This window comes from Paraburkholderia sp. ZP32-5 (assembly GCF_021390495.1).
In the GTDB taxonomy this organism is placed as follows: Bacteria; Pseudomonadota; Gammaproteobacteria; order Burkholderiales; family Burkholderiaceae; genus Paraburkholderia.
Window position 1 is genome coordinate 2,748,353 of sequence record NZ_JAJEJP010000001.1, and the last position, 24,208, is coordinate 2,772,560.

The 24,208-nt window shown below is 64.1% G+C and carries 23 protein-coding genes; 13 read left to right on the top strand and 10 right to left on the bottom strand.

Going from position 1 to position 24,208, the window contains the following annotated elements; all coding sequences use genetic code 11:
• The first annotated feature begins 204 nt into the window (after positions 1-204).
• The 6 genes from L0U82_RS11650 to L0U82_RS11675 all read left to right on the top strand — a co-directional run bounded on the left by L0U82_RS11650 (position 205) and on the right by L0U82_RS11675 (position 7,672).
• Positions 205-672, top strand: a complete 468-nt coding sequence (locus tag L0U82_RS11650; protein ID WP_233831070.1) for a DUF4863 family protein — start codon at positions 205-207, stop codon at positions 670-672.
• 69 nt (positions 673-741) lie between these two features.
• The gene (locus L0U82_RS11655) at positions 742-2,337 is read left to right on the top strand and encodes a 3,4-dehydroadipyl-CoA semialdehyde dehydrogenase (RefSeq protein ID WP_233831072.1); all 1,596 of its coding nucleotides are present in this window, start codon (positions 742-744) and stop codon (positions 2,335-2,337) included.
• An 84-nt stretch (positions 2,338-2,421) separates the two neighbouring features.
• A complete protein-coding gene (locus tag L0U82_RS11660; protein ID WP_233831074.1) occupies positions 2,422-4,038 on the top strand; it encodes a benzoate-CoA ligase family protein in 1,617 nt (538 codons plus the stop codon).
• A gap of 9 nt (positions 4,039-4,047) precedes the next feature.
• On the top strand, positions 4,048-4,911 hold the full coding sequence (locus L0U82_RS11665) for an alpha/beta fold hydrolase (protein ID WP_233831076.1): 864 nt from the start codon (positions 4,048-4,050) through the stop codon (positions 4,909-4,911).
• A 157-nt stretch (positions 4,912-5,068) separates the two neighbouring features.
• Entirely contained in the window at positions 5,069-5,431 is a 363-nt protein-coding gene (locus L0U82_RS11670) for a hypothetical protein (RefSeq protein ID WP_233831078.1), read from the top strand.
• 123 nt (positions 5,432-5,554) lie between these two features.
• A complete protein-coding gene (locus L0U82_RS11675) occupies positions 5,555-7,672 on the top strand; it encodes a phosphocholine-specific phospholipase C (RefSeq protein ID WP_233831080.1) in 2,118 nt (705 codons plus the stop codon).
• Between the two features lie 75 nt (positions 7,673-7,747).
• Here the strand turns inward: L0U82_RS11675 and L0U82_RS11680 are convergent, their stop codons facing one another.
• The 5 genes from L0U82_RS11680 to L0U82_RS11700 all read right to left on the bottom strand — a co-directional run bounded on the left by L0U82_RS11680 (position 7,748) and on the right by L0U82_RS11700 (position 12,827).
• Positions 7,748-8,137: a ribbon-helix-helix domain-containing protein gene (locus tag L0U82_RS11680; protein ID WP_233831083.1), complete on the bottom strand. Its 390-nt coding sequence runs from the start codon at positions 8,135-8,137 to the stop codon at positions 7,748-7,750.
• A gap of 48 nt (positions 8,138-8,185) precedes the next feature.
• Positions 8,186-9,772 (bottom strand): GMC family oxidoreductase, encoded by a 1,587-nt coding sequence (locus tag L0U82_RS11685; protein WP_233831086.1) that lies wholly within the window; start codon positions 9,770-9,772, stop codon positions 8,186-8,188.
• A gap of 23 nt (positions 9,773-9,795) precedes the next feature.
• Complete coding sequence (locus L0U82_RS11690) at positions 9,796-10,482, bottom strand: twin-arginine translocation signal domain-containing protein (RefSeq protein ID WP_233831089.1); 687 nt, start codon at positions 10,480-10,482, stop codon at positions 9,796-9,798.
• Between the two features lie 56 nt (positions 10,483-10,538).
• Complete coding sequence (locus L0U82_RS11695) at positions 10,539-10,937, bottom strand: VOC family protein (RefSeq protein ID WP_233831091.1); 399 nt, start codon at positions 10,935-10,937, stop codon at positions 10,539-10,541.
• 204 nt (positions 10,938-11,141) lie between these two features.
• Positions 11,142-12,827, bottom strand: a complete 1,686-nt coding sequence (locus L0U82_RS11700) for an acyl-CoA synthetase (protein ID WP_233831092.1) — start codon at positions 12,825-12,827, stop codon at positions 11,142-11,144.
• Between the two features lie 262 nt (positions 12,828-13,089).
• Between L0U82_RS11700 and L0U82_RS11705 the strand changes: the two genes are divergently transcribed.
• Positions 13,090-13,956 (top strand): hypothetical protein, encoded by an 867-nt coding sequence (locus tag L0U82_RS11705; RefSeq protein ID WP_233831094.1) that lies wholly within the window; start codon positions 13,090-13,092, stop codon positions 13,954-13,956.
• Positions 13,957-14,018: 62 nt separating this feature from the next.
• Here L0U82_RS11705 and L0U82_RS11710 read toward each other — a convergent pair whose 3' ends face one another.
• Complete coding sequence (locus L0U82_RS11710) at positions 14,019-14,927, bottom strand: LysR family transcriptional regulator (RefSeq protein WP_233831096.1); 909 nt, start codon at positions 14,925-14,927, stop codon at positions 14,019-14,021.
• A gap of 155 nt (positions 14,928-15,082) precedes the next feature.
• Here L0U82_RS11710 and L0U82_RS11715 point away from each other — a divergent pair, with 155 nt between their 5' ends.
• Genes L0U82_RS11715 through L0U82_RS11730 form a run of 4 tightly spaced genes read left to right on the top strand, consistent with a single transcriptional unit; the run spans position 15,083 to position 20,013 of the window.
• Positions 15,083-17,203 carry a 3-hydroxyacyl-CoA dehydrogenase NAD-binding domain-containing protein gene (locus L0U82_RS11715; protein ID WP_233831098.1) on the top strand — a complete coding sequence of 707 codons (2,121 nt, stop codon included), beginning with the start codon at positions 15,083-15,085 and terminating at the stop codon, positions 17,201-17,203.
• A 20-nt stretch (positions 17,204-17,223) separates the two neighbouring features.
• Positions 17,224-18,432, top strand: a complete 1,209-nt coding sequence (locus L0U82_RS11720) for an acyl-CoA dehydrogenase family protein (RefSeq protein ID WP_233831099.1) — start codon at positions 17,224-17,226, stop codon at positions 18,430-18,432.
• A gap of 16 nt (positions 18,433-18,448) precedes the next feature.
• A complete protein-coding gene (locus tag L0U82_RS11725; protein WP_233831102.1) occupies positions 18,449-19,600 on the top strand; it encodes an acyl-CoA dehydrogenase family protein in 1,152 nt (383 codons plus the stop codon).
• Positions 19,597-20,013 carry a lysozyme inhibitor LprI family protein gene (locus L0U82_RS11730; protein ID WP_233831105.1) on the top strand — a complete coding sequence of 139 codons (417 nt, stop codon included), beginning with the start codon at positions 19,597-19,599 and terminating at the stop codon, positions 20,011-20,013. The genes L0U82_RS11725 and L0U82_RS11730 overlap by 4 nt, the downstream gene beginning before the upstream one ends.
• 14 nt (positions 20,014-20,027) lie before the next feature.
• Here the strand turns inward: L0U82_RS11730 and L0U82_RS11735 are convergent, their stop codons facing one another.
• Positions 20,028-20,930 (bottom strand): LysR family transcriptional regulator, encoded by a 903-nt coding sequence (locus tag L0U82_RS11735; RefSeq protein WP_233831107.1) that lies wholly within the window; start codon positions 20,928-20,930, stop codon positions 20,028-20,030.
• A 132-nt stretch (positions 20,931-21,062) separates the two neighbouring features.
• On the opposite strand from L0U82_RS11735, the gene L0U82_RS11740 reads away from it, so the two are divergent.
• Positions 21,063-21,479, top strand: a complete 417-nt coding sequence (locus tag L0U82_RS11740) for an ester cyclase (RefSeq protein ID WP_233831110.1) — start codon at positions 21,063-21,065, stop codon at positions 21,477-21,479.
• A 182-nt stretch (positions 21,480-21,661) separates the two neighbouring features.
• Entirely contained in the window at positions 21,662-22,354 is a 693-nt protein-coding gene (locus L0U82_RS11745; RefSeq protein ID WP_233831113.1) for a type 1 glutamine amidotransferase domain-containing protein, read from the top strand.
• A gap of 89 nt (positions 22,355-22,443) precedes the next feature.
• Here the strand turns inward: L0U82_RS11745 and L0U82_RS11750 are convergent, their stop codons facing one another.
• The 3 genes from L0U82_RS11750 to L0U82_RS11760 form a co-directional block, all read right to left on the bottom strand.
• Entirely contained in the window at positions 22,444-22,821 is a 378-nt protein-coding gene (locus L0U82_RS11750) for a DUF488 domain-containing protein (protein WP_233831116.1), read from the bottom strand.
• A gap of 221 nt (positions 22,822-23,042) precedes the next feature.
• The gene (locus L0U82_RS11755; protein ID WP_233831119.1) at positions 23,043-23,294 is read right to left on the bottom strand and encodes a tautomerase family protein; all 252 of its coding nucleotides are present in this window, start codon (positions 23,292-23,294) and stop codon (positions 23,043-23,045) included.
• A 32-nt stretch (positions 23,295-23,326) separates the two neighbouring features.
• Positions 23,327-24,037, bottom strand: a complete 711-nt coding sequence (locus tag L0U82_RS11760; RefSeq protein ID WP_233831122.1) for an SDR family NAD(P)-dependent oxidoreductase — start codon at positions 24,035-24,037, stop codon at positions 23,327-23,329.
• Positions 24,038-24,208 lie beyond the last annotated feature (171 nt).

The following is a 24,208-nucleotide window of genomic DNA, read 5'->3' on the forward strand; positions in this document are numbered from 1 at the left end:
CATGTACTATAGTGCTTGACACGCACAAGGTGAACGGTTTAATTTTCGCCAAAAGCTGATCCAACCACAAACCGTTATGCGCCGCCGAACTTTTGCCGACGGCGCCACGAGACAGCGCGGCAACACGCATGCACCAAAGTGCCGGCAGCCCCACAGTGCGGCGGCCGGCCATCCGGCTGCGTGGACCCGCTTCTGGAGGCTCGCATGTCCCCACAGGATTTCCAGCGCCTGATCGCAGGCGTCACTGCGCAACTCGCCGGGCGGCCGCTCGACGATTCGCTCGCGGCGTGGCTCAACGACAGCTGGCCCGCCGACAGCCCCACCTTCCACGAACTGGCGAGCGCGTGCCGCAGCGGCGTCGCCGAAGGATGGCTGTGCAACCGCGAGGCCGGCGGCATCCGCTACGGCCGCATCTTCAAGGCGGTGCCCGACACGCACGGTTTTTCGGTCGACGTCGTCGACATGCAGGACATCGCCGGTCCGCATCACGTTCATCCGCACGGCGAGATCGATCTGATCATGCCGCTCACCGAAGGCGCGACGTTCGACGGCCATCCGGCCGGCTGGTGCGTGTACGGCCCCGGCTCCGCGCATCGTCCGACGGTCGCGAACGGCCAGGCGCTGGTGCTGTATCTGCTGCCGCAAGGCGCGATCGAATTCACGCGCGCCTGAACCAGCCTGGAACCAGCACGGAACCCCCTTCGAACCATCCGACTATCGTCAACGACATCGAGCACGATCATGAGCGAGCTTCTGAAAAACTACGTGGCCGGCGAGTGGATCGCCGGCCAGGGCGCGGGCACCACGCTTAGCGATCCGGTCACCGGTGAGGCGCTCGTGCGCGTATCGAGCGAAGGTCTCGACCTCGCGCGGGCGTTCGGCTTCGCGCGCGACGAGGGCGGCGCCGCATTGCGCGCGCTGACCTATGCGCAGCGTGCCGCGCGCCTCGCCGATATCGTCAAGCTGCTGCAATCGAAGCGCGACGACTACTACGCGATCGCCACCGCGAACGCCGGCACGACGCGCAACGATTCGGCGGTCGATATCGACGGCGGCATCTTTACGCTGTCGTGGTACGCGAAACTCGGCGCGTCGCTCGGCGACGTGCATGCGCTGCGCGACGGCACGACGAGTGCGCTAAGCAAGGATCAATCGTTCAGCGTCCAGCATGTGCTGACGCCGACGCGCGGCGTCGCACTCTTTATCAACGCGTTCAACTTTCCGTCGTGGGGGCTGTGGGAGAAAGCGGCGCCCGCGTTGCTGTCCGGCGTGCCCGTGATCGTCAAGCCCGCAACCGCGACCGCATGGCTGACGCAGCGGATGGTCGCCGATGTCGTCGATGCGGGCATTCTGCCGGCCGGCGCATTGTCGGTGATCTGCGGCACCTCGGCCGGGCTGCTCGATCAGATCCAGTCATTCGACGTCGTGTCGTTCACCGGCTCTGCCGACACCGCCGCGACATTGCGTGCGCATCCCGCGTTCGTCGAACACGGCGCGCGTCTGAACGTCGAGGCCGATAGCCTGAACAGCGCGATCCTGTGCGCGGACGCGACGCCCGATACGCCCGCGTTCGAGCTGTTCATCAAGGAAGTGGTACGCGAAATGACGGTGAAGTCCGGGCAGAAATGCACGGCGATCCGCCGCGCGTTCGTGCCCGAGGCTGCGCTCGAAGCGGTGCTCGACACGCTGAAAACGAAGCTCGCGAAAATCACCGTCGGCAATCCGCGCAACGAAGGCGTGCGGATGGGCTCACTCGTCAGCCGCGCGCAATACGACAACGTGCTCGCCGGCATCGCGATGCTGCGCGAGGAAGCGGTGCTGGCCTACGACGGTTCCGCCGCGCCGCTGATCGATGCAGACCCGGCAGCGGCCGCGTGCGTCGCGCCGCATCTGTTCGTCGTCAACGATCCGGATAACGCGACACTGCTGCATGACATCGAAGTATTCGGCCCGGTCGCGAGCGTCGCGCCCTATCGCGTCGCGGCGGATGGCGAAGGCTTGCCCGAAGCGCACGCGGTCGCGCTCGCGCGACGCGGCCAGGGGTCGCTGGTCGCGTCGATCTATTCGAACGACGACGCGCATCTGGGCCGCCTCGCGCTCGAACTCGCCGATACGCACGGACGCGTGCATGCGATCTCGCCATCGGTGCAGCAGAGTCAGACCGGCCACGGCAACGTGATGCCGATGTCGCTGCATGGTGGGCCCGGACGCGCGGGCGGCGGCGAAGAACTGGGTGGCCTGCGCGCGCTCGGTTTCTACCACCGGCGCGCGGCAGTGCAGGCCTCGGGCGCCGCGCTCGACGCGTTGACGCACCTCACCCATTTACCGACGACCTAGCCGCGCAGCGTCACGCGAACAGCAAGCATCGAGCGGATCACGAGCACACAACAGCCGGACCGCGCCCACGGATGGAGGAGACATATGGAAGCCCTGCTGGAACAGACCGCGCGCGAGCCGGTCGCGCCGCCGCCCCCGCTATTCAACTTCGCGACGCATCTGTTCGCGTTGAACGCGGCGCGCGCGAACAAGCCCGCCTATATCGACGATCACGGCACGACGAGCTACGGTGAACTCGAAGAACGCGCGCGGCGTTGCGCGAGCGCATTGCGCGCGCTTGGCGTGCATGCCGAGGAACGCGTGCTGCTGGTGATGCTCGACACGATTTCGCTGCCGATCGCGTTTCTCGGCGCGCTGTATGCGGGCGTCGTGCCGGTCGTCGCAAACACGTTGCTGACCGCCGCCGACTACACGTACATGCTCACGCATAGCCATGCGCGCGCGGTGATCGTGTCGGAACCGTTGCTGGCGCAAGTGACCGAAGCGCTGAAGGGCATCGATGACGACTGTCAGTTGATCGTCTCGCAACCGCGCGCGGATGCACACGCAAACGCAGATGCAAACGCAAACACCGGCACCGCACTAACCGCGCCGCGCTTCGAATCGCTGGTCGATGCAGCGACGCCCGCCGCGAAAGGCTCGTCGAGCAGCGGCGACGATATCGCGTTCTGGCTGTATTCATCGGGCTCGACCGGCAAGCCGAAAGGCACGGTCCATACGCACGCGAATCTGTACTGGACCGCCGAGTTGTACGCGAAGCCGATACTCGGCATCGTCGAGACCGACGTGGTGTTTTCGGCGGCCAAGCTGTTCTTCGCGTACGGGCTCGGCAATGCACTGACCTTTCCGCTGTCGGTCGGCGCGACCGCGATCCTGATGGCCGAGCGCCCGACCGCCGATGCGATCTTCGCGCGGCTCGTCCAGCATCGGCCGACCGTGTTCTATGGCGTGCCGACGTTGTACGCAAGCATGCTGGTGTCGCCGAATCTGCCCGCGCGCGCCGACGTCGCGATACGGGTATGCGCATCGGCGGGCGAAGCATTGCCGCGCGAAATCGGCGAGCGCTTTACCGCGCACTTCGGCGCCGAAATTCTCGATGGCATCGGCTCGACGGAAATGCTGCATATCTTTCTATCGAATCGCGCGGGCGAGGTCGAATATGGGACTACGGGCCGGCCGGTGCCGGGCTATGAAGTGGAACTGCGCGACGAAGCCGGCCGCTCGGTGCCCGATGGCGAAGTCGGCGATCTGTATATCAAGGGGCCGAGCGCGGCGCTGATGTACTGGTGCAATCGCGAGAAATCGCGCGCGACTTTTCTCGGCGAATGGATTCGCAGCGGCGACAAATACCGGCGTCTCGTGAATGGCTGCTACGTGTACGCGGGCCGCAGCGACGACATGCTGAAAGTAAGCGGCCAGTACGTGTCGCCGGTCGAAGTGGAAATGGTGCTGGTCGAGCATCCGGCGGTGCTGGAAGCGGCGGTGGTCGGCGTCGATCACGGCGGCCTCGTGAAGACCCGCGCATTCGTCGTGCTGAAGCGCGAATTCGTACCGTCCGATACGCTTGCCGACGAACTGAAAACATTCGTGAAGGGACGGCTCGCGCCACACAAGTATCCGCGCGATATCGTGTTCACCGACGATCTGCCGAAGACCGCAACCGGTAAGATTCAACGCTTCAAGCTGCGCGAACTGTCATAAGGTCCTCCGATGTCGAACCCGGTCACCGCCTCTGCTCTTCAACCCACTGCTGCGAGCCGCTTTGCCGAACTGCCGGCGAGCGCGTCGCACGGGCCGTTGCGGCTCGAGTATCGCTGGGTCAATAAAGGTGAAGGCGAAGGCGCAACCACGGACGACGCCCCGTTCGCGCTATTCCTGCACGAAGGGCTCGGCTCCGTCGCGATGTGGCGCGACTGGCCGCAAGCGTTGTGCGAACGGCTCGGCATGCGCGGGCTCGTCTATTCGCGGCCTGGCTATGGACTGTCGACGCCGCGCGAACCGCAGGTGAAATGGCCGGTCGATTTCATGACCGCGCAGGCGCGCGACATTCTGCCCGCGCTGCTCGACGCGCTCGGCATCGATATGCAACAACGCAAACGCATGTGGGTAATCGGCCATAGCGACGGCGGCTCGATCGCGCTGCTTTACGCGGCGCTCTATCCGGATGCGCTCGCGGGCGCGGTCGCGATCGCGCCGCATGTATTCGTCGAAGACATCTCGGTGCAGAGCATCGCGCAAACGAAGCAGTTGTACGAAACCACCGACCTGCGTAGCAAGCTCGCGCGCTATCACGCGGACGTCGATTCCGCGTTCTACGGCTGGAACGATATCTGGCTGAATCCGGCCTTCAGGCAGTGGTCGATCGTCGATGCGCTCGCGCCGATCCGCCAGCCCCTGCTTGCGATACAAGGTCACGACGACAACTACGGCACGATGGCGCAGATCGACACGATCTCCGCGCACGTGCCACACGCGCAACGCGTAAAGCTCGACGCATGCGGACACTCGCCGCATCGCGACGCACCCGACAAACTGAACGACGCGATCGCGGCCTTCGTCCGCTCACAAGCATAAGAACGGTGACAAAGCGGCGACAACGCAACGATAAAGCGACCGCGAGCCCCTTACACATACTTCATAAAAATTACACGGATCGGCGACTATGCTGCTGCATCGCTGACCTCGGCACATCGATGCCCAGGCATCCCTTCCCCGTGCCGGAGACAGTGCCATGCCTTTCGCGTCGAAGCCGATTCATCTGTGCAGTGCGTCGCAACGCAAACGTTTGGCTGACAGTTTGGCGGCCGCGCTGGCGATCATCGCGCTGTGCACGCTGACGGCCGCATGCAGCGACGACGCTCAGCAAGCCGGCACGCAAACGTCCAGTCTCACCGGGTTTTCCGCCCAGCCTTCCGCCGCTAGCAACGGCAGTTCGTCGTTCAACGCACCGGTGAATGCCGCGGCGAATTCCGCCACCACGACGCTGACGATCCAGACTCCCGCACCCTCCGCGTCCGGCGCCTCCAGCGACCCCAGCACCGCGCTGTCCGCCGCGGCGCCGCTCGCCCGCCCCGTGATCCATAGCGTCGATTGAGTTTCGCGCCGCGCGATGCCGGGCGCGTTCGCACGCGCATCGCCGCGGCACTGCTTTGCCGTTCATCTCCGTAGTCCATCGCCGCCGTAATTTCTTCCACCCTCGAAGATCTGAGCCCGAACCATGACCTCGAAAAATCGCCGTGATTTTCTACGCTCGGCCGCGCAAGCCGCCGGTTCCTTCACCGCGTTGAGCATGCTGCCGCCCGGCATTCGCAACGCGCTCGCAATTCCGGCCCATAACCGGACCGGCACGATCCGCGACGTCGAGCATATCGTCGTGCTGATGCAGGAAAACCGCTCGTTCGACCATTACTTCGGCACGCTGAAAGGCGTGCGCGGTTTCGGCGACACGCGCGCGATCAATCTCGCGAACGGCAAGCCGGTCTGGTATCAGCCGCTGACGACCGACACCGCTGGCGCGAGCTACGTGCTGCCGTTCCGTCCGACCGCGCCGAACCTCGGCCTGCAATTCCTGCAGGATCTCGCGCACGACTGGGGCACCACGCACGCGGCCTGGAACAACGGCCGCTACGATCAATGGGTGCCGGCGAAAGGCACGACGACGATGGCGTACATGACGCGCGACGACATCCCGTTCCACTATCAGCTGGCCGACGCGTTCACGATCTGCGACGCGTACCACTGCTCGCTGCTGGGCCCGACCGATCCGAACCGCTACTACATGTGGAGCGGCTGGGTCGGCAACGACGGCAGCGGCGGCGGCCCGGTGATCGACAATTCGGAACTCGGCTACGGCTGGTCGACCTATCCGGAAGTGCTGCAAAACGCCGGCATCTCGTGGAAGATCTATCAGGACATGGGCACCGGGCTCGATGCGAACGGCTCGTGGGGCTGGACGCAAAACCCGTATATCGGCAACTACGGCGACAACTCGCTGTTGTACTTCAACCAGTACCGCAATGCGCAGCCGGGCAATCCGCTGTATGACAACGCGCGCGTCGGCACCAATGCGGCGAACGGCGACGGCTATTTCGACATCCTGAAGCACGACGTGCAGAACAACACGCTGCCGCAGGTATCGTGGATCGTCGCGCCGGAAGCGTATTCCGAGCATCCGAACTGGCCGACGAACTACGGCGCGTGGTACATCGACCAGGTGCTGCAGATCCTGACGTCGAACCCCGAGGTGTGGAGCAAGACCGTGCTGCTCATCAACTATGACGAGAACGACGGCTTCTTCGATCACATGGCCCCGCCGTTCGCGGCCGCGTCGAGCGCGAATGGGCTTTCGACGGTCGACATCACGCACGAAATCTATGCGGGCAATGCGCAAAACCAGGCGGGCCCCTACGGGCTCGGACCACGCGTGCCGATGCTGGTAGTGTCGCCGTGGTCGAAAGGCGGCTACGTGTGCTCAGAAGTGTTCGACCATACGTCGGTGATCCGCTTTATCGAAGCGCGCTTCGGCCAGCATCACAACCTCGGCGAATCGAACATCACGCCGTGGCGCCGCGCGGTGTGCGGCGATCTGACCTCGGCGTTCAACTTCGCCAACCCGAACGAAGCGATCCCGCCGCTGCCGAGCACGAGCGGCTATGTGCCGCCCGATCAGAACCGTCATCCGGACTACCAGCCGCAGCCGCCCGCGATGCAGGCGGTACCGCAGCAGGAACCGGGCGTACGCCCGGCGCGCGCGGTGCCGTATGAACTGTTCGTGCGCATCGACGAAGGCTCGAACGGCAAGCTGACGATGCGCTTCGTCAACACCGGCAACGCAGGTGCGGTGTTCCTCGTCTACACGACGGATGGCGCCGACGCGCCGCGCAGCTATACGGTCGAAGCCGGCAAGCGCTTGCAGGACCAGTTGCCGGTCGATGCAAACGGCGGCTACGACTTCACCGTGCATGGTCCGAACGGCTTTCTGCGCCGCTTCGCGGGCACGGTGACCGCGCGCAAATCGTCGCATGGCCAGGACGCCATGCAGGCGGAGGTCGTCGAAGGTTACGACGTCGCGAACGGTAACCTGCAGCTGCGCCTCGAGAACGTGGGCAACAAGCGTTCGCAGTTCACGATCGTCAATGCGTACGACCCGAAGAACGTGATCCACCATGCGGTGCGCGGCGGCGACAACGATACGCTGTACCTCGATCTGCGTAACGCGCACGGCTGGTACGACCTCGCGATCACCGTCGATACGGATGCATCGTTCGCGCGGCGCTTCGCGGGTCACGTCGAAACCGGCAAGAGCAGCATGAGCGATCCGGCGCTGGGCAGCTAAGCCTTCGCGATCGACGAAACGCTGCTGTAAAGCAACGGCCGCTGCACGGAAAACGCAGCGGCCGTTTTTACAGCCTCAGACCGTTTTCAGAACCCGCGGCCTTGTTGCTTCGCCCGTCGCGAGCACCAGCGCCGGCATCGCATCGGCGACGCCCGCGCCGCTCTGCGTACCCCTGTCCGCCTCCCTGTCTGCACCCTTGTCCGCGCGCATCGACAGATAGCGCAAACAGCACACGCGCAGAAACGACGCGAAATTGCTCGGTGGTTCGCCGCGCAACGCAATCAGTTCGTCGTACAGCTTCACCGCAAACTGACTGGTCGTCATGCTTTCGCACGCGGCGATTTCGCACAGTACGTCCCAGAACAGATTCTCGAGACGCACCGTTGTGATCACACCGTGAATCCGCAGCGAACGGGTGCGCGACTCATAGAGGATCGGATCGGCGTTGCTATAAATCCCACACATACGTGATCTCCCGGTTTCGACGCGCGGATGCCGCGCGCGCCCTGTGCCCTATACCGTACGTTTGTTCATCTGCGCCGCGATGTAATCGGCCTGGCGAATCGCCAGCGTCACGATCGTCAGCGTGGGGTTTTCCGCCGCGCCGGTGGTGAACTGGCTGCCGTCGGAGATGAACAGGTTCGCTACTTCATGCGTCTGGCCGAAACTGTTGCATACGCCATCTTCGGCTCGCGCGCTCATGCGCGCGGTGCCGAGGTTATGCGTGGACGGATACGGCGGCACGCGATACACGGTCTTGGCGCCCGCGGCCTCGTACACCGCCGTGCCCTGCTTGAACGCGTGCTCGCGCATCGCTTCGTCGTTCGGGTGATCGTCGAAATGCACGTTGGCGACCGGCTGGCCGTACTGGTCTTTCACATCGGTGTTCAGCGTGATGCGATTGCTCGCACGCGGCATGTCCTCGCCGACGATCCACATACCCGCCGTGTACGCATACTGATCCATCGCCTGCGCGAACTTCGGCCCCCATGCGCCCGGGTCCAGAAACGCCGCGTAGAACGGCAGACCCAGCGAAATGGTCTCCATGTGATAGCCGCCCGCGAAACCGCGCTTCGGATCGAACACCGCCTCGTCCTCGATGATGCCGGCCATCGTGGTGCCCTTGAACATATCCACCTTGTCGTTGAACACCGCGTAGACCGAGCCCGTGGTATGGCGCATGTAGTTGCGGCCCACCTGTCCCGAGCCGTTCGCGAGACCCTGCGCGAAGCGGCCCGAATGCGAGTTCAGAAGCAGGCGCGGCGTTTCGATTGCATTGCCGGCCACCGCGACGACGCGCGCCTTTTGCCGCTGCAATTTACCGTTGCCGTCATAGTAAAGCACCTCGTTGGCCCTGCCGCGAGCATCGGTGCCGATTCTGACGACATGCGCCTGAGTGCGCAATTCCATGTGCCCGGTGGCCTGCGCGCGCGGCAACTCGGTATAGAGCGTCGACCACTTCGCGCCGGTGCGGCAGCCCTGAAAACAGAAGCCGCGCTGGAAACAATGAGCGCGATCGTCGCGCACCACGCTATTGATCGCCATGTGCCCGGTATTGCACTCCTTGTAGCCGACCTTCATCGCGCCGGCCGACATCACCTTGAAGTTGTTGTTACCCGGCAAGCCCGGCAGACCGTTGGTGCGCGTCACGCCCATCTTCCGTTCCGCGCGGTCGTAGAACGGATCGAGTTCCTCGCGCGTGAGCGGCCAGTCGAGCAGATTGGCGTCCTTGACGTCGCTGTAGGTGGTCTTTGCCTTGAATTCGTGCGGCTGGATGCGCAGGCTCGCGCCGGCCCAGTGGGTGGTCGTGCCGCCGACCGTCTTGCAGATCCACGCGGGCAGATTCGGAAAGTCCTTCGCGACGCGCCAGCTGCCCGACGTGGTGCGCTTGTCGAGCCACGACAGCAACTTGAACGAACCCCATTCGTCGGTCGTGAAGTCGGCCTGCGTATGCAGTTGGCCCGCTTCGAGCACGACCACATCGATACCCTTCTGCGCCAGTTCGTTGGCCAGCGTGCCGCCGCCCGCCCCCGAACCGATGATCACGACGACCTTGTCGTCGTTGTGCGAAAAACGCACCTTGTTGTTGTCCTGAGTCATGGTCTGTCTCCGCTGTTTGCGCTCTAGCTGTCGGTCGGAATCGGGCCACTGTCGGCCGGCGGCGGATCCGGCAGCCACGAGAGGCTGTTGAACCCGTGAGTCAGATAACCTCCGTCGCCCGCCGACGCGCCGTAGCCGAAATGCGCATACGCCATCGTGTTGCTGTACAGCGAGACCACCGCGGTGCTGCGCACCGTGTCGAAGAACGGCGAGCCGGCGAGCGCGGCGACGTCCTCCGCCTGAGCGGCGGTCGCGCGCGTGAGCCAGTTCGAGCCCGCTTTCGCGTCGAGCTGCCGCACGCCGTCCGCGAGTTGCTGACGCACCGCCGGATCGGCCTTGGCCTTCGCGTCGAGGTCCTTGACCACCAGCGCATAAACCGCGTCGTCGAGCGTCGCGTGCGGATAAAGCTGACGCGTGAACGCGAGAATCACCTGGCCCTGGTGCGTGTCGAGCCCCTGCAGTTCGAGCGCCCACGCGCGGCTCGGCGCCAGCGTCGACAGGACCGACGAGAACGCCAGCGTGCCCATCAGCACACCGGTGCCTTTCAGCAATTCGCGCCGCGTGAGCGGGATGCGCAACGCCGTCGCGTCGACGTGAGCGCGCGGCTCATGTTCGTGCTCATGTTCGTGCTCGTGCTCGTGTTCATGTCGATGGCGATGGGCGGCGTGCGCGTGATCCGATGCGACGATCGGGATGACCGTTGTCTTCATGTTTGTCTCCTTGTGGGGTACTGCAACTGCGCGCGGCGGCCGCCCGGATGCTTGTGCTATTGATAGTGGCCGTGGCGTTCCAGCACTTCGATCTTGTAACCGTCAGGGTCCTGAATAAAGAAGTAGCGCGCGAGCATCTCGCCGTCGTCGCGGCGGAATTCGCGCAGATCGTTGGGCGTCATGCCGAGATCGATCAGGCGCTGGCGTTCGCCTTTCGCATCGTCGACGCAGACCGCGACGTGACCGTAACCGTCACCGTGCGAATAGGGCTCGGCGCGGCCCTTGTTCCACGTCAGTTCGATTTCCGCGTCGGCTTCGTCATTGCGCAAATAGACGAGCGTGAACTCCGGAAAATCGAGCCGGTGCGCCACGTCGAAATTGAAAGCCGTCTGATAGAACTGCAGAGCGCGGTCCAGATCGCGCACGCGGATCATCGTGTGGATGAGCTTGGCCATCGGCGTCTCCTTCGTTCTGATTGACTTCAGTGTAGGAGGCCTCGCGCGCGCGTGGTAATGCACGGTTAAATCATCGTGCCAGGGACTTGCCCTATGTTGCAAGCGCGTCGACGGCATCGCGTGCACGCGCGCGGCGGCGCCGCGAGCGGCAATGGACGCGTTGCCGAGCCGGGTTGCAATGCAGCACGCGGCTCGCGCCGGTATTCAGTTTTTTGCGGCGGGCGCCGGGTCGTGCGTCAGCGGGTCGTGCGTCAGCGACTCGCGCAGTGCTTTACGAATCACCTTGCCGGTGGCCGTCAGCGGCAAGCTGTCGACGAAGCGGATTTCGCGCGGATATTCGTGCGCGGCAAGCCGCGTCTTCACATGCTGCTGGATCTCGCGCACGAGCGCTTCATCGCCAACGAAGCCCTCCTTCAGCACGACGAACGCCATCACGATTTCGGTGCGCTCGCGATCCGGCGCGCCGATCACCGCGGCCATCGCGACCGCCGGATGACGCAACAACGAATCCTCGATCGACGCCGGCCCGATCCGATAGCCAGCGCTGGTGATCACGTCGTCGCCGCGGCCGACGAAGCGGATAAAACCGTCCGCATCGCGAGTACCGAGATCGCCGGTCAGCAGAAAGCGGCCGCGGAATTTGTCGCGCGTCGCGGCTTCGTTGTGCCAGTAGCCGAGAAACATCACCGGGTCCGGCGCGGCCACCGCGATATCGCCGATCGCACCCGGCGGCAGTTCGTTACCCTGCGCATCGACGATCGCGACGTGATGCCCCGGCGCCGCGCGGCCGATTGCGCCGAAGCGCGGCTCGAACAGCGCCGCGCACGACGACACGACGACGTTGCATTCGGTCTGCCCGTAGAACTCGTTGATCGTCACGCCAAGCGCCGCGCGGCCCCAGCCGATCAGTTCCTCGCCGAGCGATTCGCCGCCGCTCGCGACCGAACGCAGCGCGAGACGCACGTGCGCGGGACGCTCGACGCCGCGCATCATCTTTAGCGCGGTCGGCGGCAGGAACGCATGCGACACCGCGTGACGCGCCATCAGATCGAACGCCGCGGGGCCGTCGAATTTCGCAAAGCGGCGCGCGAGCACCGCCACACCGTGATGCCACGACGGCAGCAGCACGTCGAACAGCCCACCGATCCACGCCCAGTCGGCGGGGGTCCACATCAGCGTCGCGTGCGTGGGAAAGCCTTGCTGCGACATCTCGACACCGGGCAGATGACCGGGCAACACGCGATGCCCGAGCAACGCGCCTTTCGGTTTGCCGGTCGTGCCCGACGTGTAGATGATGATCGCGGGATCGTCGGCGCTGGTGTCCGCCGGTATGAAGTCCGCGGACGCGCTGTTCAGCGCCTGCCAGAACGAACGCGCGGGCGCGGGCGATGAGCGCTCGTCTCTATTGCTATCGCGATCGATATCGACGCTGAACACGTCGCGCAATGCCGGCAACGCCGCGCGAATCTCATCGACCTTGCGTACGCCCGCTTCATCGGTGATCAACGCGACCGCGCCGCTGTCGCCGAGCCGGTGCTCGATCGCGTCGACACCGAACAACGCAAACAGCGGCACCGCGATCATGCCGGCCTTGTACACGGCGACATGCGCGATGGCCGTTTCGATCGATTGCGTGAGGAAGATGCCGACCCGGTCGCCCGCTTGCGCGCCCGAGGCCAGCAACGCGTTCGCGAAACGATCGGACAGCGTTTTGAGTTCGTCGAACGTGTAGCGGGTTACGCGACCGTCGGCGTCTTCATAGATCAACGCGAGGCGGCCGCTGCCGTCGGCCCATTTGTCGCAGACGTCGACGCCGATGTTGTAGCGCGCGGGAATGCGCCATGCGAAGTTTGCCGTGAGCGAATCGTAAGTCTGGCCGTCCAGGTTCATCGTCGTCTCCGTATCTCGTCGGTATCTCGTTGGTATCGCCCTTATCGTACCGCCGCGCAGTGCCGCTGCGGCGCCGCTGAATTCGACACATACGACAAATCCGTCCGCATGCGCCTCCGCGTTTTGCGACAACTCCTGTGCGATTCAAGCCCTTTACATCAGACCAGGCCGCCGCGCGTCTAGCATCGATGACGGTCGCGTTGTGCGGCCATCGATCAAGCCGCCCCGCGCGGCGCCTGAATGATCCTTCCCCGGATGGCTTATGAGCAAGGCACGATTTGCATCGTTCTGGCACGGCCCGGAACTCTCTCCGTATGAAATTGCATGTCTGAACTCGTTCACCGTCTACGGCAGCGAGGTCGCGCTCTATAGCTACGAGCCGATCGCCAATCTGCCGGCCGGTGTCACCGCGAAAGACGCGAGCGCGATCCTGCCGCGCGATTCGCTGAACGATTTTCCGATTAACGGTGTGCCGTCGATGGCGCACTTCACCGACTATTTCCGCTTCGTGATGTTTACGAAGACCGATGAGATCTGGGTCGATACCGACATGCTGCTGTTGCGCGATCTCGATCTGAGCGCGAAAGGCGACCTGATCGGCAAGGAAAGCTCGACCAGCATCTGCACCGCGCTGTTGCGGCTCGACCCCGACAAGCCGCAACTCCATGAGCTGATCAAGCGGGTCGAGGTAATGAAAGGGACCGCGCTCAGCTGGGGCGCGACCGGGCCGCGTCTGTTGACCGCCGTGTATGGCGTGAAGGCGGGCCTCGCCGAGAGCCTGTTCTACCCGGTGCATTTCGACGATTACTACAAGGTGTTCCTGCCGCGCTATTTCGACGAATGCGCGGCGCTGTGCCTGAACGCGTACACGCTGCATCTGTGGAACAACCGCGTGGTCAAGATGGGCCTCTTCAAGCGGATCGGTCCGCCCGAGGGTTCGTTCCTGCATCAGGTGTTCGCGCAAACCGGCGCGAACGGCCTGTTCCGCGAGTTCTATCCGGCGAACGTGATGCAGACGATGATCGACAACGTGGTCGACAAAGTGGGCAGCGACGAGGGCATGCGCAAGCTGCTGCGCGTCGGCGTGCCGATGGTCAGAAGCGCGATCACGCGCAGGCTGGGGGTCTAGGGAAACGGCGGCGGGATTCGCGTGCGTCGCTTCGCTTCGGGTCACTTCTTCGCTTCATCTCATCACCTGTGCGCGCCCCTGCCCGCTTCGTTCGCCTGTTCCAGGATGAACTCGATAAAGGTCGCGGCCGCCCGTGTGTGATGCCGGTTCGGCATATACAGCAGGTACATGTGCGTGCCGAAGATGCTGAGCCGCCATTCGTCGAGCGCGGTCAGCACATCGCCGCGCCGCACATCGTCCTGCACCACGTAGTCGGGCACGAGTCCGACGCCGAGCCCGGCCAGCACCGCGTCGCGCAGGAACAGAAAATTCTCGGAGATGATCGTCGGTTCGAGCAGCACTTCGTGCCGCTCGTCGCGCAGATAAGCGGCCAGACGCAACTGCCGGCCGATCACCGCCGCGGTGATCAGCGGCGCGGCGGCGAGATCGTCGAGCGTCGCGGGCATGCCATGCGTGTGCGCGAATTCACGCGATGCGCACGCGACATAGCGGACCGAACCCATATCGCGCGCGACCAGATTTTGCGGCGGCTCGGACATCACGCGCACCGCGATATCGACCTCGTCGCGCAGCAGATCCTCGACGCGGTTCTCGAACATCACATCGAGCACGATGCCGGGATAAAGCCGCTTGAACGCGATCAGCCAGTCGGACATCACGATCTGGCCATAGCCGCTCGGCACGCTCAGTCTCACGCGCCCCTGCAGGCTCTGTCCGAGTGTCGCGACCGATTCGTGCGCGGCGAGCAGCGCGTTGCGGATCGTGCGGCCGTGTTCGTAGAGCCGCAGGCCGATCTCGGTCGGCTCGACGCGGCGGGTGGTGCGCCGCACCAGTTGCAGCCCGACCGAGCGCTCCAGCTGGTTCAGGTGATAGCTGACGTTCGCGCGGCTCATTTTCAGCCGGCGCGCGGCTTCGCTCAGATTGCCGGCATCGAGGATATCGACCAGCAGGGTCAGGGAATTGACGTCCATTACCGCGCCACTGTCAAAATAACTTTGACAGTCTGTCAATCATCCATGTCATTGTCAACGAACCTTGACCTCTCCAGAATGAGACGATCGGGCGCGCTTCCCTTTGCCGTACATTCACCGCGCGCGCCCTCGCCCAAAATCTGGAGACACCCACGATGACCCTCACCCCTTCCACCGACGTTGTCACGCGCGAATTGCGCGGCAAAGTGCTGCTCGTCACGATCGACCACGCGCCGGTCAACGCGCTGTCCACCGACGTGCGGCGCGGCCTGCTCGCCGCGGTCGAAGCCGCCGATGCCGACACGTCCGTCGAAGCGGTGCTGATCGTCGGCGCGGGGCGCAATTTCATCGCCGGCGCGGATATTCGCGAGTTCGGCAAACCGCCGCTGCCGCCGTCGCTGCCGGACGTGTGCAACCGCATCGAGGCGTGCGCGAAGCCGGTTATCGCCGCGATTCACGGCGCCGCGCTCGGCGGCGGGCTCGAAGTGGCGCTCGCCGCGCATTACCGGATTGCCGTCGACGGCGCGAAGCTCGGCCTGCCCGAAGTGCAGCTCGGCCTGTTGCCGGGCGCCGGCGGCACGCAGCGCACGCCGCGTCTGATCGGCGCGCAACCCGCGCTCGAACTGATCCTGAGCGGCCGCCACGCGAGCGCGAAGGAAGCGCTTGCGCTCGGTCTGATCGACCGTCTCGGCGATAGCGGCGACATCCTCGCCGAAGGGCTCGCCTACGTGCACGAACTGCTGGCCGCGCATGCGCCGGTGCGTCGCACGCGCGATGCCGGCGCGCTGAGCGATCGCGCCGCGAGTCTGGCCGCCGTCGCCACGGCGCGTGAGGAAACCGCGAAGAAATCGCGCGGCCTGTTCTCGCCGCTGAAGATCATCGAAGCGGTCGAGGCCGCGATCGAACAGCCTTTCGACGAAGGCCTGCGTATCGAGCGCAAGCTGTTTGTCGAATGCCTCGACAGTCCGCAGCGCGCCGGTCTGATTCACGCGTTCTTTGCCGAGCGCGAAGTGCTGAAAGCACCCGAAACGCGCGACGCGAAACCGCGTGCGCTCGATGCGATCGGCGTGATCGGCGGCGGCACGATGGGCGCGGGCATCGCGGTCGCGGTGCTCGACGCGGGCCTGCCGGTCACGATGATCGAACGCGACGACGCGTCGCTCGCACGCGGCCGCGCGCACATCGAAAAGGTCTACGACGGCCTGATCGCGAAAGGCCGGCTGACCGCAGAAAAGAAAGCCGCGATCATGACGCGCTTCAGCGGCAGCACATCGTACGATGCGCTCGCGCAAGCCGATCTCGTGATCGAAGCCGTGTTCGAAGACCTCGACGTGAAAAAGGCCGTGTTCGCCGAACTCGATCGCGTGTGCAAGCCAGGTGCGCTGCTCGCGACCAACACGTCGTATCTCGACATCGACGCAGTCGCGGCCAGCATCTCGCGTCCCGCCGATGTGATCGGCCTGCACTTCTTCTCGCCGGCCAACATCATGAAGCTGCTCGAAGTGGTGGTGCCGAAACAGGTCAGCGCGGATGGCGTCGCGACCGCGTTCGAACTCGCGAAGAAGCTGCGCAAGACGCCGGTGCGCGCGGGTGTGTGCGACGGCTTTATCGGCAATCGCCTGCTGGCGGTTTATCGCGCGTCGGCCGACGCACTGATGGAAGACGGCGCATCGCCCTATCAGATCGACGCGGCCGTGCGCGCGTTCGGCTTTCCGATGGGGCCGTTCCAGGTGGTCGACCTCGCGGGCGGCGACATCGGCTGGGCCGCGCGCAAGCGCCGCGCGGCCACGCGCAATCCGCACGCACGCTATGTGCAGATCGCCGACCGCCTGTGCGAGCGCGGCTGGTTCGGTCAAAAAACCGGCCGAGGCTTCTATCTGTATCCCGAAGGATCGCGCAGCGGCACGCCTGATCCGGAAGTCGAAGCGATCATCGACGCCGAACGCGAACGCGCGGGCATCACGCCGCGCACGTTCAGCGATGACGAAATCATCCGCCGCTATATGGCCGCGATGATCAACGAAGGCGCGAACGTCGTGCACGAACGTATCGCGCTGCGCCCGCTCGACGTCGATGTGACGTTGCTGTATGGCTACGGTTTTCCGCGTTATCGCGGCGGTCCGATGAAATACGCGGACATGATCGGCTTGCCGAAGATTCTCGCGGACATTCGCGAGTTCGCAAAGGAAGACCCGCTGTTCTGGACGCCGTCGCCGCTGCTGGTCGAACTCGTCGAGCGCGGAGAGGATTTTGCGAGCCTGAATAAAACGATCTGAGCACTGACGGGACAATCGCGATGGATCTGAACTTCACCCCCGAAGAGGAAGCGTTTCGCGCCACCGTGCTGGCCTTTCTGCGCGACAAGCTGCCGCAACGTCTGGCCGACAAGGTGAACGGCGGCCGCCGCCTGACGCGCGATGACATGGCCGAATGGCACGCGATCCTGAACGCGCAAGGCTGGCTCGCGCATCACTGGCCGAAGGAATATGGCGGCCCCGGCTGGAACCCGGTGCAGAAATTCATCTTCGAAAACGAATGCGCGCTCGTCGGTGCGCCGCGCGTCGTGCCGTTCGGCGTCAATATGCTGGGGCCCGTGCTGATCAAGTACGGCAGCGATGCGCAGAAACGCCACTGGCTGCCGCGCATTCTCGACGGCTCCGACTGGTGGTGCCAGGGCTATTCGGAACCGGGCGCGGGCTCCGATCTCGCGTCGGTGAAGACCGCCGCGGTGCGCGGCAAAGATGCTCAAGGCGAGCATTACGTCGTCAACGGCCAGAAAACGTGGACCACGCTCGGTCACTACGCGAACATGATCTTCTGCCTCGTGCGCACCGCAACCGACGTGCGCAAGCAGGAAGGCATCAGCTTTCTGCTGATCGACATGAGCACGCCCGGTGTCGAAGTACGGCCGATCATCACGCTCGACGGCGAGCACGAAGTCAACGAAGTGTTTTTCACCGACGTGCGCGTGCCGGCGGAAAACCTCGTCGGCGAAGAGAACAAAGGCTGGACCTACGCGAAATATCTGCTCACGTACGAGCGCACCAATATCGCGGGCGTCGGCTTTTCGGTCGCGGCCTTCAACCGCTTGCGCAACATCGCCGCGAAGCAACGCCGCAATGGCCGCCCGCTCGCCGAAGACCCGGCGTTCGCCGCGCGCATGGCACGTGTCGAAATCGATCTCGAGAACATGAAGACGACCAACCTGCGCGTAATCGCGTCGGTCGCCGGTGGTGGCGTGCCCGGCGCCGAAAGCTCGATGCTGAAGATTCGCGGCACCGAGATTCGCCAGGAGATCTCGTCGCTGACACGGCGCGCGATGGGCGCGTACGCGCAGCCGTTCGTCGAGGAAGCGCTGCAGGAAGGTTTCGACGGCGTGCCGGTCGGCCCCGACGAGGCCGCGAGCGCGGCCGCGCAGTACTTCAACAATCGCAAGCTGTCGATCTTCGGCGGTTCGAATGAAATCCAGAAGAACATCATCTCCAAGATGATCCTCGGGCTCTGACAGGCGGGCGCACGTCATGAACTTCCAGCACACCGAAGACCGCCGCATGCTGGCGGATACGCTGAACCGCTTTATCAGCGAGCAGTACGGGTTCGCTACGCGCAACCGGATCGCGCGCTCGGAGCACGGCTTCAGCCCTGAGTTGTGGGCACGCTTCGCGGAGCTTGGCATCATCGGCGCGTTGTTCGATGAAGCGAACGGCGGATTCGGCGGCGGCGGATTCGATATCTCGGTCGTATTCGAGAGCCTGGGTCGCGGGCTCGTCGTCGAGCCGTTTCTCGATACGCTGATCGTGGGCCGCGCGATCGCGCACAGCGGCAGCGATGCGCAGAAGGCCGTGCTCGGCGAGTTGATCGACGGCTCGCGGATCGTTGCGCTCGCACATGGCGAGCCGGATAGCCATTACGAGCTTGCGCGCGTCACGACGCGCGCTCAGCGCGGCGTGAGCGGCGATCACGACACGTGGACGTTGAACGGCGCGAAAGCCGTGGTTCAGCATGGCGAGCAGGCAGCGTTGTTGCTGGTGTCCGCACGCACGAGCGGCGCCGACGATGCCGAAGCGGGCATCACGCTATTTGCCGTGCCACGCGATGCGGCGGGTGTCGGCGTGCGCGGCTATCGCAACATCGATGGCGGACGCGCCGCCGAAGTGACGTTCGACAACGTTACGCTCGGCGACGATGCGATACTCGGTTCGGCGGACGCCGGCTTCGCGACGCTCGAATATGCGCTCAGCTGCGGCGTGCTCGCGCTGTGTGCGGAAGCAGTCGGCGCGATGGATGTCGCGAAGGACTACACGCTCGACTATCTGCGCACGCGCAAGCAGTTCGGCGTGCCGATCGGCAGCTTCCAGGCGTTGCAGCATCGGATGGCCGACCTGCTGCTCGACATCGAGCAGGCGCGCTCGGCGGTGATCAACGCGGCGGCGGCGCTCGACGGCGAACGCACCGCGCGCGAGCGCGCGGTGTCGGCGGCGAAGTACAGCATCGGCCGGATCGGCACGCGGGTCGCGGAGGAATGCATCCAGTTGCATGGCGGAATCGGCATGACGTGGGAGCTGCCGCTCGCGCACTACGCGAAACGCCTGGTGTTGATCGATCATCAGCTGGGTGACGAAGATCATCATCTGGAGCGATTCGTGGCGTTGGGGGCGCAAGCGCAATCATGAAATCGCTGTTGCTGGCCCTGGCACTCGTCAGCACTTGCGTGCTGGCCGCCACTGCCGATCCGGTCGACGAAATCGCGCATCGCAGCGGACTGCCCGCCAGCGAAGTTTCCGCCGCGCTAGCGGATTGCGACGCCACTCAGACCAACATGAACTTCTGCGCGTGGCGCGACCAGATCGTCGCCGAACAGAAACTGGATGATGTCGTCGATGCAACGGCCGGTTCGTCGACGGCTTGCAAAACGGCGCTGCAAAACAAGGTCATCGCGTGGAAAAAGCAGCGCGACGCCCGTTGCCTGAAATCGGCATCACGGGAATGGGGCGGCGGTTCGATGCTGCCCACCGCGGTCGCAATGTGCAGAACCGCTGCAACGGAACGCATGAGCAAAGCAATTAAACACAACAAGTGCCGATAAGCGTCTGTGGGTGCCTATCGCACTGCATCACCGACTCGATCGACACCCGCCGCAGCCGCCGGACTTTCGCTCAATACGTCGACGAACATCGAAACGAGCGGTTCCACGACGTGTTGCGTCGCGGGATCTTCACCGATGACCGCGACCTCCGCCGCGGGCAATGCCGGCCATTGCGCGGACGTCGACAGTATCTTCATACCGTTCTGCAGGAACGACTTGCCCAGCACCGTCACGCCGAGTCCGCCGGTCACCGCGGCCTGCACGCCGATCAGATTGCTGGCCGTACAGGCGACGATCCATTCGCGGCGCGAAGCATCCAGCGTCTGCGTCATCACTTCGCGATAGGCGCACGGTGGCGGCATCATCACGAGACGCGCGGGCCGCGCCGAATCGTTGCGGAAATTCGCGGCGGCCAGCCAGACCAGCGGCTCGCGCCAGATCACGCGCCCGCGATGCGCGGAGCCTTCGCGCTTGCGCTTGGCGAACACCACATCGAGCAGGCCGGCCTCATGACTGCGGTTCAGGTCCTCGCTGGGCCCGGTCGTCAGATCGAGCTGGATCGACGGAAATCGCTGCGAAAACCGCGACAGGATCAACGGCAGGCGCGACTGCACCAGGTTCTCCGATACGCCGAGCCGCAAGCGCGCGGGCGGCAACGGTTCGCGAATCTCATGCATGAACGCATCGTATTGCGCGAGCAGACGGCGGCTGGCCAACAGCACTCGCTCGCCGTCGCGCGTGAGCATCAACGAACGGCTGGTGCGCTCGAACACCCGCAGACCCAGTGCGTCTTCGAGCCTCAGTATCTTCTGGCTGACCGCCGACTGCGAGCGCCCTACGACGTCGGCGGCGGCCGTAAAGCTGCCCGATTCGACGACCGCGACGAACGCGCGCAGTAAATCCAGATCCAGGTTCATCGCACGATCCATTAGACAAACGACTTGATTCTAGCAATATTAGTCGTTTGTTTTCTGATTCACGCTCTCCCACAATCCATCGGTCGACCGGATCCCCGGTCTGCATCAATGTGATCGTTAAGGAGCAAGCAGATGAACAGACTGAATTCCGTCGAGATTGCGGAAAACTTCTGGAACAAGGTATGGCAGCAGCAAAACCCCGATGCGGTGGACACGCTAGTCGCGGAGGACTTCGCGATTACGTCCGGCGGCGTCGTGATCCGTTCGCGCGCGGATTTCAAGAAGTGGGTCGCCGCATTTCTCGCGAGCATCGACGATTTCCGCTTCGAGGTCGTCGAGACATTTCAGAACGAAACCGGCGACCGGGTCGTGAGCCGCTGGCGCGTGACCGGGCGGAACAAGGGTTTCATGGGCTCGGAACCGTGCCAGTCGCCGATCGATATGACCGGAACCGCGGTGTTGCATGTACGCGAGGATGGTTTGCTGCAGCACAACTGGGTCGAACGTAGCGCGCTGGAGGTGCATCGGAGTTTGCGGCAAGCGCGGTAGTCGTGCTGCAGATAAACCGGTGGTGAAAAAAGTCTCCATATCGAACGCGTGGCTCGGGCGCAAAATAGCTGACGGTCGCGCGCAGTCGCTTCGTCCCGTGACAAGCGCGCGACATCAGGAAACGCCCCCGTGCCGCCTCGTGCGCGAGGCCCGTCGCAGTGAATACCGATTCTGGAGCTCCTATGAAAATCCTGATGGTGTTGACTTCTCACGACCAACTCGGCAACACCGGCCGCAAGACCGGCTTCTGGCTCGAAGAGCTGGCCGCGCCCTACTACGTGTTCAAGGACGCGGGCGCCGACATCACGCTGGCCTCGCCCAAGGGCGGCCAGCCGCCGCTCGATCCGAAAAGCAACGAACCCGATTTCCAGACCGATCTGACCCGCCGCTTCGAGTCGGACGAAGCGGCGAAAGCTCAGCTCGCGTCGACCGTGAAACTCGACAGCGTCAAACAGGACGACTTCGACACGGTGTTTTATCCGGGCGGCCACGGCCCAATGTGGGACCTTGCCGAGGATCCGCATTCGATCAGACTGATCGAATCGTTTATTGCGGCCGGCAAGACCATCGCGCTGGTCTGCCATGCGCCCGGCGTGCTGCGGCACGTCAGGACCGCGGACGGCAAGCCGCTGGTTCAAGGCAGGAAAGTCACCGGCTTCACCAACACTGAGGAAGAAGCGGTCGGGCTGACAAAGGTGGTGCCGTTTCTCGTCGAAGACGAACTGAAGGCGAAAGGCGGTGTCTTTTCGAAAGCCGGCGACTGGCAGGTGTATGTGCTGACCGACGGGCAATTGATTACCGGTCAGAATCCCGCATCTTCGGGACCCGCCGCGAAGGCCCTGCTCGATCGCCTCGGCGGCGGTGGCAGCGCGTGACTGCGGGTTGAGACGATGCCCGAAGCACGCATCGTTGTCACGGTGCCGGGACACTGACTGTTCCGGCACCGCGGCAATACTTCGTTGGACTATTTGGCGCGGTGCCGCGCGAGATACTGCTGAAGCGCGAGCGCGTTGTTGTGTTCCTCGTCGCGCGCGCCGTACAGCAGTGTCACCGGACCTTCCGCGCACAGCGTCAACAATTGCGACACCGCTTGATCGTTTCCGTCGAGTTCGCTCGCGTACTCGTGCTGGAACTGCTCCCAACGCTGCGGATCGTGATTGAACCACTGACGCAGCCGCGTGCTCGGCGCGATCTCTTTCATCCACAGCGTCAAGCTGGCTTGCTCCTTGGTGATACCTCGTGGCCAGACTCGATCGACGAGGACGCGCGCGCCGTCTTGCGCCGACGCCGGCTCATAGACCCGCTTGGTCCTCACGTCGTGGTGCGAGCGCATGTTGATCATCGGTGATCCAGCGGGCGGGCGCGCCAGCCGTGCAGTTGAGGTGAGGCTCAGCGTAGTGGCTCCGGGGTTCGATGGCAAGCGTTACGCCGGCGAACAGCAAAGCGGGTACATCGAAACGCGGCACTGCGTTTGACCTCAGCAATCCACGCCGTCCGCGCTCACCGCCGTCGAAGCGATGAGCGCGGTCGGTCGTCGCCCAGATATGACCAGCACGCGATTTCTTACCGCTGCGATTTACCCGCTGCCGCATCGCCTTGTTGCTGGCGATATTCGGGCACCGTCAAGCCGCCGACACCCCAGTTCTCCATATCGACCTCGTCGATCACGACGAATGTCGATTGCGGCGGCTTGCCCATCACCTCGAACAGCAGATCGCTGACGCCCTTGATCAACGCCTTCTTCTGCTCGGGCGTGGTGGCGGTTGCGCCCGGCGCGGTACCTTCGCGCGTTACCTTGATGTTCACGTACGGCATGGTCTTTCTCCTCGACAGAGAGTGCGGATCGGTCAGCGGCCCGCGTGCTGTCCACCGTCGACGTGAAGCGTCTCGCCGGTCACGAAGCCCGCGCGCTCGAGATAGAGCACGGCATCGACGATCTCCTGAATCTCGCCCATCCGGCCCATCGGATGCAAACCACCGAGAAACTCATGCGTCTGCGGTGCATGCATCGGCGTCTTGATGATACCGGGCGCCACCGCGTTGGCCCGAATGCCGTTTTGCGCATATTCGATCGCGAGCTCGCGGGTCACCGCATCGAGCCCGCCCTTGGTCAGGCCGGCGAGACCCGACGGCGCGCCGCCGATCGGCTGATCGACCAGCGTGGTGGTGATCTGCACGATATGGCCGTGGCGCTGCGCGAGCATCTGCCGCAACGCGAACTGCGTCACGTGAAAAAAGCCCGCGAGATTCACGTCGATCACGTTGTTGAAGTCTTCGACGGTGTAGTCGACAAACGGCTTGCCGATAAAAATGCCCGCGTTGTTGACGAGCGTATCGACGCGGCCGAAGCGCTCGATCGCGGTCTCGACGACGCGCCGAGCCACATCGCGATCGCCGATGTTGCCGGGCACCGCGACGACGCCGCTATCGGCGCCGGATTCGATGTTGCGCGAATTCGCGACGACGACGTAGCCGTTGTCCCGATAGCCTTTGACGATGCCGGCGCCGATGCCCTGCGATGCGCCCGTGACGATGGCGACTTTCTGTTCATTGGACATGATGATTCTCTCCATGGATGCGAAGTTGGGCGAAGTTGAGTTTGCTCTGCGCCGCCGGGACCGCCGAAACCCTCTGTGACGAGCTTGCGTCGGATGTTTCGGCTACCCTTATGCGGCAGGAACGGAACCAGCGTACGCCGGCTCCCCTTTTCAGAAAATTCGCTATTCGCG

Excerpts from the sequence above, each read along its gene's own strand:
- L0U82_RS11650 (WP_233831070.1), top strand. The coding sequence starts at position 205 with ATGTCCCCACAGGATTTCCAGCGCCTGATCGCAGGCGTCACTGCGCAA.
- L0U82_RS11655 (WP_233831072.1), top strand. The coding sequence starts at position 742 with ATGAGCGAGCTTCTGAAAAACTACGTGGCCGGCGAGTGGATCGCCGGC.
- L0U82_RS11660 (WP_233831074.1), top strand. The coding sequence starts at position 2,422 with ATGGAAGCCCTGCTGGAACAGACCGCGCGCGAGCCGGTCGCGCCGCCG.
- L0U82_RS11665 (WP_233831076.1), top strand. The coding sequence starts at position 4,048 with ATGTCGAACCCGGTCACCGCCTCTGCTCTTCAACCCACTGCTGCGAGC.
- L0U82_RS11670 (WP_233831078.1), top strand. The coding sequence starts at position 5,069 with ATGCCTTTCGCGTCGAAGCCGATTCATCTGTGCAGTGCGTCGCAACGC.
- L0U82_RS11675 (WP_233831080.1), top strand. The coding sequence starts at position 5,555 with ATGACCTCGAAAAATCGCCGTGATTTTCTACGCTCGGCCGCGCAAGCC.
- L0U82_RS11680 (WP_233831083.1), bottom strand. The coding sequence starts at position 8,137 with ATGTGTGGGATTTATAGCAACGCCGATCCGATCCTCTATGAGTCGCGC.
- L0U82_RS11685 (WP_233831086.1), bottom strand. The coding sequence starts at position 9,772 with ATGACTCAGGACAACAACAAGGTGCGTTTTTCGCACAACGACGACAAG.
- L0U82_RS11690 (WP_233831089.1), bottom strand. The coding sequence starts at position 10,482 with ATGAAGACAACGGTCATCCCGATCGTCGCATCGGATCACGCGCACGCC.
- L0U82_RS11695 (WP_233831091.1), bottom strand. The coding sequence starts at position 10,937 with ATGGCCAAGCTCATCCACACGATGATCCGCGTGCGCGATCTGGACCGC.
- L0U82_RS11700 (WP_233831092.1), bottom strand. The coding sequence starts at position 12,827 with ATGAACCTGGACGGCCAGACTTACGATTCGCTCACGGCAAACTTCGCA.
- L0U82_RS11705 (WP_233831094.1), top strand. The coding sequence starts at position 13,090 with ATGAGCAAGGCACGATTTGCATCGTTCTGGCACGGCCCGGAACTCTCT.
- L0U82_RS11710 (WP_233831096.1), bottom strand. The coding sequence starts at position 14,927 with ATGGACGTCAATTCCCTGACCCTGCTGGTCGATATCCTCGATGCCGGC.
- L0U82_RS11715 (WP_233831098.1), top strand. The coding sequence starts at position 15,083 with ATGACCCTCACCCCTTCCACCGACGTTGTCACGCGCGAATTGCGCGGC.
- L0U82_RS11720 (WP_233831099.1), top strand. The coding sequence starts at position 17,224 with ATGGATCTGAACTTCACCCCCGAAGAGGAAGCGTTTCGCGCCACCGTG.
- L0U82_RS11725 (WP_233831102.1), top strand. The coding sequence starts at position 18,449 with ATGAACTTCCAGCACACCGAAGACCGCCGCATGCTGGCGGATACGCTG.
- L0U82_RS11730 (WP_233831105.1), top strand. The coding sequence starts at position 19,597 with ATGAAATCGCTGTTGCTGGCCCTGGCACTCGTCAGCACTTGCGTGCTG.
- L0U82_RS11735 (WP_233831107.1), bottom strand. The coding sequence starts at position 20,930 with ATGAACCTGGATCTGGATTTACTGCGCGCGTTCGTCGCGGTCGTCGAA.
- L0U82_RS11740 (WP_233831110.1), top strand. The coding sequence starts at position 21,063 with ATGAACAGACTGAATTCCGTCGAGATTGCGGAAAACTTCTGGAACAAG.
- L0U82_RS11745 (WP_233831113.1), top strand. The coding sequence starts at position 21,662 with ATGAAAATCCTGATGGTGTTGACTTCTCACGACCAACTCGGCAACACC.
- L0U82_RS11750 (WP_233831116.1), bottom strand. The coding sequence starts at position 22,821 with ATGATCAACATGCGCTCGCACCACGACGTGAGGACCAAGCGGGTCTAT.
- L0U82_RS11755 (WP_233831119.1), bottom strand. The coding sequence starts at position 23,294 with ATGCCGTACGTGAACATCAAGGTAACGCGCGAAGGTACCGCGCCGGGC.
- L0U82_RS11760 (WP_233831122.1), bottom strand. The coding sequence starts at position 24,037 with ATGTCCAATGAACAGAAAGTCGCCATCGTCACGGGCGCATCGCAGGGC.